Annotated in this window: 12 protein-coding genes; 8 read left to right on the forward strand and 4 right to left on the reverse strand. The window is 70.2% G+C overall.

Annotated elements, in window-relative coordinates; all coding sequences use genetic code 11:
- Positions 1–22: 22 nt before the first annotated feature.
- Complete coding sequence (locus ABTX24_RS14165) at positions 23–961, forward strand: nucleoside hydrolase (protein WP_350840427.1); 939 nt, start codon at positions 23–25, stop codon at positions 959–961.
- A gap of 100 nt (positions 962–1061) precedes the next feature.
- Here the strand turns inward: ABTX24_RS14165 and moaA are convergent, their stop codons facing one another.
- Entirely contained in the window at positions 1062–2081 is a 1020-nt protein-coding gene (gene moaA, locus ABTX24_RS14170; RefSeq protein ID WP_350840429.1) for a GTP 3',8-cyclase MoaA, read from the reverse strand.
- A gap of 66 nt (positions 2082–2147) precedes the next feature.
- Between moaA and ABTX24_RS14175 the strand changes: the two genes are divergently transcribed.
- Entirely contained in the window at positions 2148–3035 is an 888-nt protein-coding gene (locus tag ABTX24_RS14175) for an SURF1 family cytochrome oxidase biogenesis protein (RefSeq protein WP_350714821.1), read from the forward strand.
- A gap of 4 nt (positions 3036–3039) precedes the next feature.
- Here the strand turns inward: ABTX24_RS14175 and ABTX24_RS14180 are convergent, their stop codons facing one another.
- Positions 3040–4923, reverse strand: coding sequence for an ABC transporter ATP-binding protein (locus ABTX24_RS14180; RefSeq protein WP_350840431.1), 1884 nt, complete (start codon positions 4921–4923; stop codon positions 3040–3042).
- A 230-nt stretch (positions 4924–5153) separates the two neighbouring features.
- Between ABTX24_RS14180 and ABTX24_RS14185 the strand changes: the two genes are divergently transcribed.
- Genes ABTX24_RS14185 through ABTX24_RS14205 form a run of 5 tightly spaced genes read left to right on the forward strand, consistent with a single transcriptional unit; the run spans position 5154 to position 9297 of the window.
- Positions 5154–6701, forward strand: coding sequence for an ATP-binding protein (locus tag ABTX24_RS14185; protein WP_350840433.1), 1548 nt, complete (start codon positions 5154–5156; stop codon positions 6699–6701).
- Positions 6691–7077: a roadblock/LC7 domain-containing protein gene (locus ABTX24_RS14190; protein WP_160022665.1), complete on the forward strand. Its 387-nt coding sequence runs from the start codon at positions 6691–6693 to the stop codon at positions 7075–7077. Before ABTX24_RS14185 ends, ABTX24_RS14190 begins: the two co-directional genes overlap by 11 nt.
- A 14-nt stretch (positions 7078–7091) precedes the next feature.
- Positions 7092–7451, forward strand: a complete 360-nt coding sequence (locus ABTX24_RS14195) for a DUF742 domain-containing protein (protein WP_160022663.1) — start codon at positions 7092–7094, stop codon at positions 7449–7451.
- The gene (locus ABTX24_RS14200; protein WP_160022661.1) at positions 7432–8031 is read left to right on the forward strand and encodes a GTP-binding protein; all 600 of its coding nucleotides are present in this window, start codon (positions 7432–7434) and stop codon (positions 8029–8031) included. Before ABTX24_RS14195 ends, ABTX24_RS14200 begins: the two co-directional genes overlap by 20 nt.
- Positions 8032–8064: 33 nt before the next feature.
- A complete protein-coding gene (locus ABTX24_RS14205; RefSeq protein ID WP_350840435.1) occupies positions 8065–9297 on the forward strand; it encodes a cytochrome P450 family protein in 1233 nt (410 codons plus the stop codon).
- Positions 9298–9300: 3 nt separating this feature from the next.
- Here the strand turns inward: ABTX24_RS14205 and ABTX24_RS14210 are convergent, their stop codons facing one another.
- Positions 9301–10899 carry an ABC-F family ATP-binding cassette domain-containing protein gene (locus ABTX24_RS14210; protein ID WP_350840437.1) on the reverse strand — a complete coding sequence of 533 codons (1599 nt, stop codon included), beginning with the start codon at positions 10897–10899 and terminating at the stop codon, positions 9301–9303.
- A 63-nt stretch (positions 10900–10962) separates the two neighbouring features.
- On the opposite strand from ABTX24_RS14210, the gene ypfJ reads away from it, so the two are divergent.
- Complete coding sequence (gene ypfJ / locus ABTX24_RS14215; RefSeq protein ID WP_350840439.1) at positions 10963–11916, forward strand: KPN_02809 family neutral zinc metallopeptidase; 954 nt, start codon at positions 10963–10965, stop codon at positions 11914–11916.
- A 121-nt stretch (positions 11917–12037) separates the two neighbouring features.
- Here ypfJ and ABTX24_RS14220 read toward each other — a convergent pair whose 3' ends face one another.
- A complete protein-coding gene (locus tag ABTX24_RS14220; RefSeq protein ID WP_350840441.1) occupies positions 12038–12955 on the reverse strand; it encodes a phosphotransferase in 918 nt (305 codons plus the stop codon).
- Position 12956: the final 1 nt, after the last annotated feature.

Here is a 12956-nt window from a genome sequence, read left to right on the forward strand (position 1 = left end):
GTTCCCCCGGAGAGGTCGTGCGATGAACCCGATCCCTGTGCTCCTCGACTGCGACCCCGGCCACGACGACGCCATCGCGATCCTGCTGGCCCTCGGCAGCCCGCACATCGACCTGCTCGGCATCACCACCACGTTCGGCAACTGCCGGGTGGAGAAGGCGACCTACAACGCCCAGCGGATCCTGGCGCTGGCGCACCGGGCCGATGTCCCGGTCGCCACAGGTGCCGCCGGGCCGCTGGCCGGCGAGATCCACATCGGCGACTTCATCCACGGCGCGACCGGGATCGACGGACCCGACCTGCCCGAACCGCTCGCTGCGCCGGTCGCGCTGGGCGCGGTCGAGTTCCTGTGTACGTCCCTCCTGGCCGCCCCGGAGCCCGTCACCGTGGTCGCGACCGGGCCGATCACCAACGTCGCGGTGCTACTGCGCGACCATCCCGAGGTCGGTCCTCACATCGCGGAGATCGTGTTCATGGGCGGCTCGACCGAGCGCGGCAACACCACCCCGGCCGCCGAGTTCAACGCCTACGCCGACCCCGAGGCGCTCGACCTCGTCCTCACCAGCGGCCTGCCGATCCGGATGGTCGGGCTCAACCTGTCCCACCAGGCGCTGGCCACTGCCGAGGTCGTCGCGCGGATGCGGGCTATGGATCACCCGGTGGGCCGGGCGTGCGCCGACCTGATGGGCTTCTTCGGCGGCACCTACTCCGACGTCTTCGACTTCGCCGCTCCCCCGGTCCACGATCCCTGCACCATCGCGGCCCTCATCGACCCCGGCCTGATCACCTGGCACAAGTCGTTCGTGGCCGCCGAGACCGCCGGCCGCTGGACCCGCGGCGCCACCGTCGTCGACCTGCACGGCCGCCTCGACGAGCCGCCCAACGCCCAGGTCGCGATCACCCTCGACGTCGACGGCTACTGGGACCTCGTCCTGGACGCCCTCGACCGCGTCGGCTCCTGAGGCCGAAGCGTCACCCAGGTCAGCCGAGGCGTCACCCCGGACGGCCCAGGCGTCACCGCGGTGCCAACTCGGCCGACGCGGGTGACGCCTCGGCTGGTGGTCAGCCGCCGATGGCGGACATGGGGCGGTCGGGCTGGAGGAAGCCGAGGTCGTCGATGCCGTGGCCGGCGCGCTTACCGGCCATGGCGGTGACCCACCGGGCGGCGAGATCGTCGTCGGAGGCGCCGGCACGAAGCGGCGTACGCAGGTCCGACTCGGAGCGCGCGAACAGGCAGTCGCGCACCTGCCCGTCGGCGGTGAGGCGCACCCGGTCGCAGTCGCCACAGAAGGGGCGGGTGACGGAGGCGATGATGCCGACCTTGGCCGGGCCGCCGTCGACGTAGAAGAGCTCGGCGGGCGCGCTGCCTCGGGGTTCCTCCGCGGGCGTCAGGTCGAAGGCCGCCGACAGCGCCGCCAGCGTCTCGTCGGCGGTCACCATCTTGTCGCGCGACCACCCGTGCTGGGCGTCGAGAGGCATCTGCTCGATGAACCGCAGCTCGTAGCCACGCTCGACCGACCAGCCGAGCAGCTCGGCAGCCTGGTCGTCGTTGACTCCCCGCAGCAGAACCGCGTTGATCTTGATCGGTCCCAGGCCGGCGTCGGCCGCGGCCTCCAGCCCGGCGACCACGTCGGCCAGCCGGTCGCGACGGGTGATCTCAGCGAAGATCTCCGGCCGGATCGAGTCCAGCGACACGTTGACCCGGTCGAGCCCGGCCTCGGCGAGGGACTCGGCCATCTTGGCCAGCCCCAGCGCGTTCGTGGTGATGGAGAGCTCCGCCTCGGGGGCGACCTCGCGGGTGCGCGCGACGATCGAGACCAGCCCGCGCCGCACCAGCGGCTCCCCACCGGTGAACCGCACCTCGCGTACGCCGAGCTGCCCCGTGGCGACGCCGATCAGCCGCACCACCTCGTCGTCGGTGAGCACCTCGTCGCCGGGCAGCCAGTCGAGCCCTTCCGCCGGCATGCAGTAGGTGCACCGCAGGTTGCAGCGGTCGGTCAGAGAGACCCGCAGATCCGTCGCGACCCGGCCGAACCGGTCGACGAGCCTCTGCTGGGTCTGATCTGTCGGGGAGGTCGTCATCACACCAGTCTAGGCAGGCTCGACCCGGATCGTGAGTGAGGACCGCATGCCAGTTAGTCTCGTAGGGTGAGTTCGTTCCGTTTCCTGCTCAGCCGACGCTGGGCCGGTTTCACGGTGTTCGTGCTGATCCTGGCCTACGGGACCTGGTGGCTGGGCCAGTGGCAGTTCGACCGTCTCGAGGACCGCAAGGCCAGCAACCAGATCGTCCGCGTCAACGAGCACGCCGAGCCCGCGCCCGTCTCCGACGTACTGGCCCCGGGCCAGAAGGTCGCCGAGAAGGACGAATGGCGGCGGGTGACCGCGACCGGGACGTACGCGGTCGACGACACGATCATCTGGCGCTACCGCACCCCCGACGACGCGAAGGGTGTCGACATCGTCGTCCCGCTGGTGCTCGCCGACGGCAGCGCCGTGCTCGTCGACCGCGGCTGGCTGCAGACCGAGTCCCAGGACGAGTTCGAGGACCTCCCGGCGCCGCCGTCGGGTGAGGTCACGATCACCGGCTGGGTACGCGCCGACGGCACCGGCGACTCCACCGACGTCGCCCAGGTCGACGGCTACCACGCCACCCGCGCACTCTCCTCGACCCAGGTCGCGAAGGTGGTCGACGAGCCGCTCCTGACCGGCTGGCTCCACCTCGACAGCGAGTCCCCCGAGCCCGCCACCCAGCTGCGCCAGGCCGACCTGCCCGAGCTCGACAACGGCCCCCACTTCTTCTACGGACTGCAGTGGTGGTTCTTCGGCGTCCTCGCCATCGCCGGCTTCTTCTACCTGATGTACGACGAGCGGCGCACCCAGCGCCAGGACGCCCCTGCACAAGACGATGACACCGCCGACAGCGACGAGCCGGCCGACGAGCGCAGCCGCAAGAAGGCCGCCAAGCTCGCCCAGAAGCAGGCCGTGAAGGCCGCCTACCAGGCGGCGTACGAGAAGGAACGCAGCGGGAAGAGCTGACCGCCTACCGGCGGAACTGCGTCTCGTAGAGCTCCGCGTAGAGCCCGCCCGCGGCGAGCAGCGACTCGTGGGTGCCGGACTCCACGACCCGTCCGGCCTCGACGACCAGGATGCGGTCGGCGGCGCGGATGGTGGAGAGCCGGTGGGCGATCACGATGGACGTACGTCCCTCCAGCGCGGCGTCCAGAGCGGTCTGCACCGCGGCCTCGGACTCGGAGTCGAGGTGGGCGGTGGCCTCGTCGAGTACGACGATATGGGGCGCCTTCAGCAGCAGCCGGGCGATCGCGAGCCGCTGGCGCTCGCCGCCGGAGAGACGGTAGCCGCGGTCGCCGACGACGGTGTCGAGGCCGTCCGGGAGGCCCTTGATGACGTTGGCGACCTGGGCGGCCTCCAGGGCTGCCCAGACGTCGTCGTCCGAGGCGCCGGGGCGGGCGTAGAGCAGGTTGCCGCGCACCGAGTCGTGGAACATGTGGGCGTCCTGGGTCACGTAGCCGACCGCGGCCTCGAGCGACTCCAGGGTCACGTCGCGCACGTCGAGGCCGCCGACCTCGACCGCCCCGGAGCGTACGTCGTAGAGCCGCGCGATCAGGTGGGTGATCGTCGACTTCCCGGCGCCGGAGGGTCCGACCAGGGCGACCATCTCCCCCGGTTCGGCCACGAAGTCGATGTCGGTCAGCACCTCGCGCACCTCCCGGCTCTCCGGGCGCGCGATCGTCTCGAGGGAGGCGAGCGAGACCTCGTCGGCGCCCGGGTAGGTGAAGGCGACATGGCGGAACCGCACCGACGCGGCGCCCGCCGGCACCTCGACCGCGTCCGGCTTCTCCTTGATCAGCGAAGGCAGGTCGAGGACCTCGAAGACGCGGTCGAAGCTGACCAGCGCGGTCATCACGTCGATGCGTACGTTGGAGAGCGCCTGCAGCGGCCCCAGCAGCCTCACCAGCAGCAGACCGAGTGCGGTCAGGGTGCCGAGCGTGACGTCGCCCTGGATCACCATCCAGCCGCCGACCCCGTAGACCAGCGCGGTCGCCAGCGCCGGCACCACCTGCATGGTCGCCCCGAACAGGCGGGTCAGCAGCGCGATCCGGATGCCCAGACGGCGTACGACGTCGGCTCGCTGCGCGAACGCGGCGTCTTCCTCCTCGCGGCGGCCGAAGAGCTTGAGCAGGAGGGCCCCGCCGACGTTGAACCGCTCGGTCATCGTGGTCGCCAGCGCCGCGTTGCCGTCCATCTGCTCGCGGGTCAGGCCGGCCAGGCGGCGGCCGACCCAGCGCGAGGTCAGGAACAGGATCGGGAAGAGCGCGACGCACATCAGCGTCACCTGCCACGACAGCACCAGCATCGCCGCGCCGACCACGACCAGCGAGATCAGGTTGGAGACGCTGTTGGACAGGGTCGAGGTGAAGGCCCGTTGCGCGCCGAGCACGTCGGTGTTCAGGCGGCTGACCAGCGCGCCGGTCTGCGCCCGGGTGAAGAAGGCCAGCGACTGGCGTTGGACGTGGCCGAAGACCTGGGTGCGCAGGTCGAAGATGAGTCCCTCGCCGATGCGGGTCGAGAGCCAGCCCGAGACGATCCCGAAGCACATGTCGATGACGGCCACCAACGCCATCGCCGCGGCCAGCCAGACCACCACGGAGACGTTCTTCTCGAGTACGCCGTCGTCGATGAGGCGCTGGGTCAGCAGCGGGGTCACCACCACGAGCGCGGCGTCGAAGACGGTGAACACCAGGAACGCGCTGATCAGAGCCCGGTGAGGCCCGGCGTAGGAGATGACGCGCTTCAGCGTGCCCTTCGGCAACCCGCGCTGGAGAACCGTCCGGTCGGCGCGCAGGTTGCGCATGATCCCGCCGCCGCCCATCGCCCCGCCGCTCGCACCGAAGCCTGGACCCATTTGTGACACCCCGTCACCCTAGTTCGCCCGGCGACGTTCGGCTGCCTCGGGATGGTTCGTCGAAATATGGTCAAAATCACCTGAGGTAGGTGACCAAGCGCTCTGTTGGTGGTATGAAGTGGAGCGCGTGTGTGCGCCGGTCTCCGGGGGCTGGATCAGGATTCGTCCAGACTGCCCTGAACCCGCGGGTTCATGCCATGACTGCTCACCCCCACACCAGGTGCCCTGACATGACCCGACCACTCCTGGTCCGACTCCATCGAGCCGGTCCATGGTTCTGCAGTACCGCGATCCTCCTCTTCGTCGCGCTCTCCCCCGTCATCTTCGTCACCGCCTCCGGTGACCAGTGGTTCTGGCCGTGGATCCTCGCCGGCGTACCCGTCGTCGCCCTCACCCTGTGGCTCACCGCGATGGCTTACGACACCGCTCCCGCCGAATCCGTAGAAGCGGCGGCCGAGACTGCAGAAGTGGACGACGAGTCCGCGGTTGCTGCGATCGAATCGGCAGATTCGGACGCCGAGACGACAGTTTCGGCGCCCACAATTGAGGACTCGATCCCCGAAGGTGCGGACTCGGTCGCCACAAGTGCGGACTCGGCCGGACCGGCCGGACCGGCCGGACCGGCCGGGAGAGGTGGGGAGGCCGGGATGCGGGTGGCGGTGCTGTCGCTGTCTCGCAAGGTGCAGGCGTCGGCGCACCGGATCCAGGAGGAGTCGACGCGGATGGTGGCGAAGTTCCCGGCCGAGCCGGACGTGCTCGAGGCGGGGATGCGGGTCGACCACGCGGCGGCGCAGCAGGCACGGCTGGCGCAGAGCATCGCCACGCTGTGCGGGGAGCAGCCCGGGCAGCACTGGCGTGACCCGCTCGCGATCGCCGACGTCGTACGCGGCGCGGCCGGCCGGATCACGGCCTACCGCCGGGTCCGGGTGGAGGGTGACCCGCCGGTCGCGGTCCAGGGTGCGTACGTCGAGCCGCTGATCCATCTCGTCGCCGAGCTCCTCGCCAATGCGACCCAGTCGTCGCCGCCGGCGACGGAGGTGCTGGTCACGATCCGTTCCGTACGCCGCGGCGCGGCCCTCGAGATCGACGACGCGGGCGTCGGCATGGACGAGACCAACCTGGCCTGGATGCGTGAGATCGCCTCGGGCACCCGACAGGTTCGCCTGCACGACCTCGGCGAGATCCCGCAGACCGGACTGGCGGTGGTCGGCACCTACGTACGCCGCCACGGGTTCCGTGTCGACCTGACCGAGTCCGTCCACGGTGGCCTGCGGGTCGCCGTGCTCGTCCCCGAGGCGATGACGACCCCGCTGAGCCCGGCCGCGCTCGAGCCGGTCGCGCCGCGTACGCCGACCTCGACCCCCGTCCCCGCCGCGCTCCTGTCGGAAGCGCCGAAGGCACCGTCCCCGTCGACGCCCCCGCCGCCGGTCTGGCCCGTGCACAGCACCCCGAGCGCCCCCGATCCCGTCCCCGACCGCGAGCAGAGCGAGCAGCGCGAGCCGTCGCTGTTCACCTCCGACGGCCTGCCGCAGCGCCGATCGAAGCGCGGCCAGCGCTTCGCGACCGGGCAGCAGCTCGCGGCGAGCCAACCCGTCCCGACACGCCCCGAGCCGACCGCCGAGCAGGCGGGCGCCTGGATGAGCAGCTTCCTCAGCACCCCGGCCACACCCGCGGCCGGCACGACCATCCCCCACCAGGCCGTCGACCCCGAGAACCGCAGCACCGCCGCGGAGACCGATTCCGCATCCGAGAACCACTGGAGGAACCATGACCGATGAGAACAGCTGGATGCTGGAGCTGGTCGCGGGAGTACGCGGCGTACGTCATGTCGTGGTCCTCTCCGCCGACGGGCTCGTCCGGGTCCGCACGAGCCACACCCCGCGCGAGGAGGCCGACAAGCTGGCCGCGGCGTGCGCCGGCCTGACCTCGCTCGGTCACGGGATCAGCCGTCAGTTCGGCGCCGACGCCCACCCGCGTCAGGTGATGGTCGAGTTCAACGGCGGCTTCCTGTTCATCCGTGGCGCCGGCGACGGCTCCCGCCTCGCGGTCGTCACCGAGATGAGCATCGACCCGGCACTGGTCGCCCAGCAGATGCAGGCGACCGTCCTGATGCTCGGGGAGCGCGCGATGAGCACCCCGAGACGCTCGATCTGAGCCGACCCGAGCCGATGCCCGACGCTTCTGACGACTACGTCGACCACCCGATCCGGTCCTACGTCCGGACGGGTGGTCGTGCCCGGCCGACCCATCGGCTGACGCCGGCGACGCTCCTGATCGGCCACACCAGCCCGGCGGCGACGGACTCGTCGGTGGGCCGTCAGGAGCGCGAGGTCCTCTCCCAGTGCCTCGGCGTGATCTCCATGGCCGAGATGGCCGTCCACCTCGGCCAGCCGGTCAGCGTCCTGGCGGTGATCGCCTCGGACATGATCGACGCCGGCCTGATCGGCGTACGTCCCGACAGCGACGCCGCCGCCGGCCCCTCCCGCGAAACCCTCCAGAAGGTCCTGCATGCTCTCAACCACCTCTGAGCCCACCCCTGGCGACAGTCACTATCTGGCGCCCACGGTCGTCGAGTCGGTCAAGATCCTGGTGGTCGGCTCCTTCGGGGTCGGCAAGACCACGCTGATCGGCTCGGTCAGCGAGATCGAGCCGCTGCGCACCGAGGAGACGATCACCCAGGCCAGCGAGGGGATCGACGAGGTCGCGGCGACCCCGGAGAAGACGACGACCACGGTCGCGATGGACTTCGGCCGGATCACGCTGACCGACGAGATCGCGCTCTACCTGTTCGGCACCCCGGGGCAGCGCCGCTTCTGGGACCTGTGGTCAGGCCTCGCCGAGGGCGCCGCCGGTGCCCTCGTCCTGGTCGACACCCGCCGGCTGGAGGACTCCTTCGAGGTGCTGGACCAGCTCGAGACGCGTACGTCCCTGCCGTTCGTGGTCGCGATCAACCAGTTCCCGGGCGCACCGAACTACGAGCCCGACCAGATCCGCACGGCGCTCGACCTCGACGACGAGACCCCGATCGTGGTGTGCAACGCCAAGAACCGCAACGCCTGCGTCCGAGCGCTCGCCGCGCTCGTGCGCCATGCCCTGAAGACGCACTGACCCCCGATCCACGACCGACAGGCACTCCTCGCGATGACTCCCACCCGCACCGTACGTCTCGCCGATCTCACCGACCTCGTCCAGGCGCCCGAGACCGTCGGGCCTCGGGCGAGAGAGGTGCACCAACGGCTCCGGGCCGAGTGGGGCCCGGTCGCCCCCGGCGAGCTCTCCCCCGGCGTACGCCTCTGGTTCGCGATGGGCTATGCCGAGTTCAGCGAGGTCATCCGCAACGAGGACGTCTTCTCCCGCAACGGCGACAACTGGAGCGCGGTGCAGGAGGGCAAGATCCTGCCGGACATGCCGATCTATCCCTTCGTGACCACTCGGCAGAACTCCTTCCACAACGACGGCGAGCTCCGGCGGCGGCTGCGCTCGCCGGTCGACCGGGCGCTCTCGCGGGTCGACGAGCACGGCTACGCCGCGAAGGTACGCAGCATCTGCAACGACCTCGTCGACGACATGCTCGAGCGCGGCGAGGCCGACCTGGTCCAGGACTACGCCGTGCTGATCCCGCTGCTGTCGGTCGCCGCGATGTTCGGCATGGGCCAGGAGGTCGGCGACTCGATGCGCAAGGCCGCCCACAAGGTCCTCGGTGGCGGCCAGCTCGCCCAGGAGGGCGTCATCGAGCTGGCCGTGGAGATCGTCGACCACATCGCCAAGCGCCGCCGGGAGCCCCAGGACGACGTCACCTCGCACCTGATCGACGACCCCGGCCTGTGGGACGACAACGAGGTCATGGAGGCGATGATCGTGATGATCATCGCCGGCAACGAGCTGACCATCGCGACCATCACCCAGACCCTGCTGCTGATGCTCTCCGACGAGCGTTTCGCCGGCCGGCTGCGCGGCGGCCGCCTCGACGTCGACCAGGCGATCGAGGAGGTCATGTGGCGCGACCCACCCTGCTACAACATCACCCCGCGGTTCGCGCTGCGCGACGTCGAGCTCGGCGGTCAGCTGATCCGCAAGGGCGACGCCGTGGTGCCGTGCATCGCGGCCGCCAACGTGGACCCGCTGATGACCGGCGGCGACCCGTGGCTGGAGATCGGCAACCGCGCCCACATGTCGTGGAGCGCCGGGCCCCACTCCTGCCCCGCCCAGCGGCCGGGCACGATCATCGTCCAAGCGGCCGTACGCACCGTCCTGGAGCGACTCCCCGAGGTCTCCCTCGCGGTGCCGGCCGACCAGGTCGAGCGCAACACCGACTCGCTCTCCTACCGCTACCCGACCTCGATGCCGGTGACGTTCGTCCGAACGCTGGCCTGAGCGTCAGGCGAGCGAGACCAGGTCGGCGTACTCCTCGTTCCACAGGTCCTCGACGCCGTCGGGGAGGATGAGCACCTTGTCGGGCTCCAGCGCGTGCACGGCGCCCTCGTCGTGGGTGACCAGCACAATCGCGCCCTCGTAGCGGCGGATCGCGTTGAGCACCTCCTCGCGGGAGGCCGGGTCGAGGTTGTTGGTGGGCTCGTCGAGCAGGAGCACGTTGGCGGCGGAGACGACCAGGGAGGCCAGGGCCAGCCGGGTCTTCTCCCCACCGGAGAGCACCCCGGCGGGCTTGTGCACGTCGTCGCCGGTGAAGAGGAACGCACCCAGCACGGTGCGCGCCTCGGTGTCGGTGAGCTGCGGCGCCGAGGACTGCATGTTCTCCAGTACCGACCGCTTGGTGTCGAGGGTCTCGTGCTCCTGGGCGTAGTAGCCGACCTTCAGCCCGTGGCCCGGCACGACCTCGCCGGTGTCGGGCTGGTCGACGCCGGCCAGGATCCGGAGCATCGTGGTCTTGCCGGCACCGTTGAGCCCGAGGATGACCACCCGGGTCCCTCGGTCGATCGCCAGGTCGACGGCGGTGAAGACCTCGAGCGCGCCGTACGACTTGGAGAGGTCGTTGGCGGTGAGCGGGGTCTTGCCGGAGGGCGCGGGCGAGGGGAACTTGATCGCGGCGACCTTCTCCTGCTTCCGCTCCCCCTCGACACCGGCCATGATCTTCTCTGCGCGCTTGAGCATGCTCTGCGCGGCCGTCGCCTTGGTGGCCTTGGCGCGCATCTTGTTGGCCTGGTCGGTGAGCGTCTTGGCCTTGTTCTGCGCGTTCATCAGCTCACGCTTGCGGCGCGCCTCGTCGGTCTCGCGCTGCACGAGGTACTGCTTCCACGGCATGTTGTAGATGTCGATCACCTCGCGGTTGGCGTCGAGGTGGAAGACCTTGTTGACCGTCCGGGCGAGCAGATCGTTGTCGTGGGAGATCACGATGAAGCCGCCCTTGTAGGACTTCATCCAGTCGCGCAGCCAGATGATCGAGTCGGCGTCGAGGTGGTTGGTCGGCTCGTCAAGGATGAGCACCTCAGCCGACGAGAAGAGGATGCGTGCCAGCTCGACGCGTCTCCTCTGGCCGCCCGACAACGTCTTGAGCGGCTGGGTCATGATCCGGTCCGGGATGCCGAGCGACTGGGCGATCTGCAGAGCCTCGGTCTCGGCCGCGTAGCCACCGCCCGCGTCGAGCTCGTCGTGGGCGCGCTGGTAGCGCTTCATCGCCTTCTCGCGGACGTTCGGGTCCTCGGAGCCCATCTCCTCCTCGGCGATCCGCATGCGGCGTACGGCATCGTCGAGGCCGCGCGCGGACAGGATCCGGTCCTTGGCGATCACCTCGGGGTCGCCGACCCGTGGGTCCTGAGGCAGATAGCCGATCTCACCGGTGTTGGACACCGTTCCGGAGGCAGGCAGGTGGTCGCCGGCGAGCACCTTCGTCAGGGTCGTCTTCCCAGCGCCGTTGCGGCCTACGAGCCCGACCTTGTCGCCGGGTCCGACTCGGAATGTGACGTTCTCCATCAAAAGTCTGGCGCCGACGCGGACTTCTAGGTCATGGGCAGTGATCATCTCCGTCACTAGTGTATGGGCGGGGCACTCGGTCCCACACATCACCACCTCCAGGGGGACAAGATGCGGTTCAACCCGAAGGCCAGACTCGACACCAGCCGGACCTCCGGCGGTGGCGGCGGCGGGTTCGGTGGTGGAGGTGGCGGCCGGATCCCGATCCCCGGCGGCAAGGCGAGCGGTGGCATCGGCACCGTCATCGTGCTGCTGCTCTTCTTCCTCATCACCCAGTGCACCGGCGTCGGCCCGCAGGTCCTCGGCGACAGCGGAGGCACGACCTCGGTGGGCACCGGCACCTTCGGCGGCATGCAGGCGGCCGACGGCGGCGAGACCGGCGACTTCGGGTCGTGCCAGACCGGGGAGGACGCCAACAACGACGAGAACTGCGCCTTCGTCGCCCTCGAGAACTCGATGACCGGCTACTGGGACTCCCAGCGCGACCTCTCCGGCCGGTTCCAGCCCGAGCAGGCGGTCGTGATCTTCTCCGACCAGGTCCAGACCGGCGGCTGCGGCTCCGCGTCGAGCTCCGTCGGCCCGTTCTACTGCCCCGCCGACCAGACGATCTACCTCGACCCGACGTTCTTCGACTCGATCTTCGAGCAGCTCGGCGGGCAGGACACCACCTTCGTACGCGCCTACGTGCTCGCCCACGAGTACGGCCACCACATCCAGAACCTGCTCGGCACCATGGGCCAGGTGCGCACCCAGCAGGGTCCTGAGTCCGACGCCGTACGCCTGGAGCTGCAGGCCGACTGCTACGCCGGCATGTGGACCGCCGCCGCGGAGGACGACGGGTTCGTCGAGGACATCACCGACCAGGACATCACCGAGGGCATCGATGCCGCCAAGACCGTCGGCGACGACCACATCCAGTCCCGCACCACCGGCCGCGTCGACACCTCGCAGTACACCCACGGCTCCTCCGAGCAGCGGATCGCCTGGTTCCGGAAGGGCATGACCACCCCCGACTCGATCGCCGGCTGCGACACGTTCAAGGCTCGGGATCTCGACAACCCGTAGGCCCCGTGCAGGGATACCCGGTTAACCGGGTATCCCTGCACTTATCGGGCATTGCAACACCTGAGAAGTGCAGGCATTGCCTGAGCGGTGTTGCGGATGTGACGCCTGGCGACCGAGCAGCTCACATCTCGAGCAGCGCCTCGACCAGCGGTGCATGCTTCTGCAGGGTCCGCAGGTGGGGCGCGACGGCGGGGTGGCGGAACTTCGCGAGCAGCGGTCCCTCCCCTGGCTTGATCCGGCTCAGCGCCCACTCGGCGCGGCTCAGCGCGGTGTAGACGGCGCTGATCTGCGCACCGAGCGTCACCTCCTCACGGGTTGCGACGCCGGCAGGCAGCCCCAGGACGTACGCCTCCAGCAGCGGTTCGAACGACTCCCGGGCGTGCAGCAGATAGAGCCCGAGGTCACCGCCGACGGGGCCGTGGCCCAGGCTCGACCAGTCGATCGCGATCAGCCGCTCGCCGTCGTCGGTGCGGCCGAGGAGGTTCTGCGGCGCGGGGTCGCCGTGCTGGGCGACTTGGGGCAGCTCGTCGAGGAGGTTGGTGAAGCGCCCGCGCCGCTCCCAGAGGGTGTGGGCGATGTCCGCGGCGGTCGTACGCATCATCGTCGGCCAGCCGCCGTTGTACTCCACCCGCGCGATCCGGTCGCGGAACTGGTCGCGCGCCAGCCAGCGCGCCTCGCCCAGGTCCGCGCCGGCGAAGCGGCCCATGGAGAGCGCCGCGAAGAGCCCGGAGTTGGCGGCGTCCTCGACCCACTCGCTGGTCAGGGTGATGCCCTCGTCGTCCTCGGCGACGCTCGTACGCGCGCCGATCATGCCCGGGGAGTCGTCGACGAGCCCCGAGGTCGCGACGTCCGCTGCCCGCCGCCAGTAGGCGAAGTGTCGGCGGCGGCTCAGCTCGGCCGGGTCGTACGCCCCCGGCTGCCCGAGCCGTTTGACCACGACCGGCTCCTGCTCCTCGCCCACAGCAGTGCGCCAGACCCCCAGCGTGGAGGGTCCGGTGCCGCCGGGGAGGACGAGCCACCCTGGGTCGGGCTGCCACATG

Origin of the sequence: Nocardioides sp. NPDC127514, assembly GCF_040302125.1 — a bacterium.
GTDB lineage: Bacteria > Actinomycetota > Actinomycetes > Propionibacteriales > Nocardioidaceae > Nocardioides.

Coding starts and splice junctions, on each gene's coding strand:
- ABTX24_RS14165 (WP_350840427.1), top strand. CDS start 23: ATGAACCCGATCCCTGTGCTCCTCGACTGCGACCCCGGCCACGACGAC.
- moaA (WP_350840429.1), bottom strand. CDS start 2,081: ATGACGACCTCCCCGACAGATCAGACCCAGCAGAGGCTCGTCGACCGG.
- ABTX24_RS14180 (WP_350840431.1), bottom strand. CDS start 4,923: ATGGGTCCAGGCTTCGGTGCGAGCGGCGGGGCGATGGGCGGCGGCGGG.
- ABTX24_RS14185 (WP_350840433.1), top strand. CDS start 5,154: ATGACCCGACCACTCCTGGTCCGACTCCATCGAGCCGGTCCATGGTTC.
- ABTX24_RS14190 (WP_160022665.1), top strand. CDS start 6,691: ATGACCGATGAGAACAGCTGGATGCTGGAGCTGGTCGCGGGAGTACGC.
- ABTX24_RS14195 (WP_160022663.1), top strand. CDS start 7,092: ATGCCCGACGCTTCTGACGACTACGTCGACCACCCGATCCGGTCCTAC.
- ABTX24_RS14200 (WP_160022661.1), top strand. CDS start 7,432: ATGCTCTCAACCACCTCTGAGCCCACCCCTGGCGACAGTCACTATCTG.
- ABTX24_RS14205 (WP_350840435.1), top strand. CDS start 8,065: ATGACTCCCACCCGCACCGTACGTCTCGCCGATCTCACCGACCTCGTC.
- ABTX24_RS14210 (WP_350840437.1), bottom strand. CDS start 10,899: ATGATCACTGCCCATGACCTAGAAGTCCGCGTCGGCGCCAGACTTTTG.
- ypfJ (WP_350840439.1), top strand. CDS start 10,963: ATGCGGTTCAACCCGAAGGCCAGACTCGACACCAGCCGGACCTCCGGC.
- ABTX24_RS14220 (WP_350840441.1), bottom strand. CDS start 12,955: ATGTGGCAGCCCGACCCAGGGTGGCTCGTCCTCCCCGGCGGCACCGGA.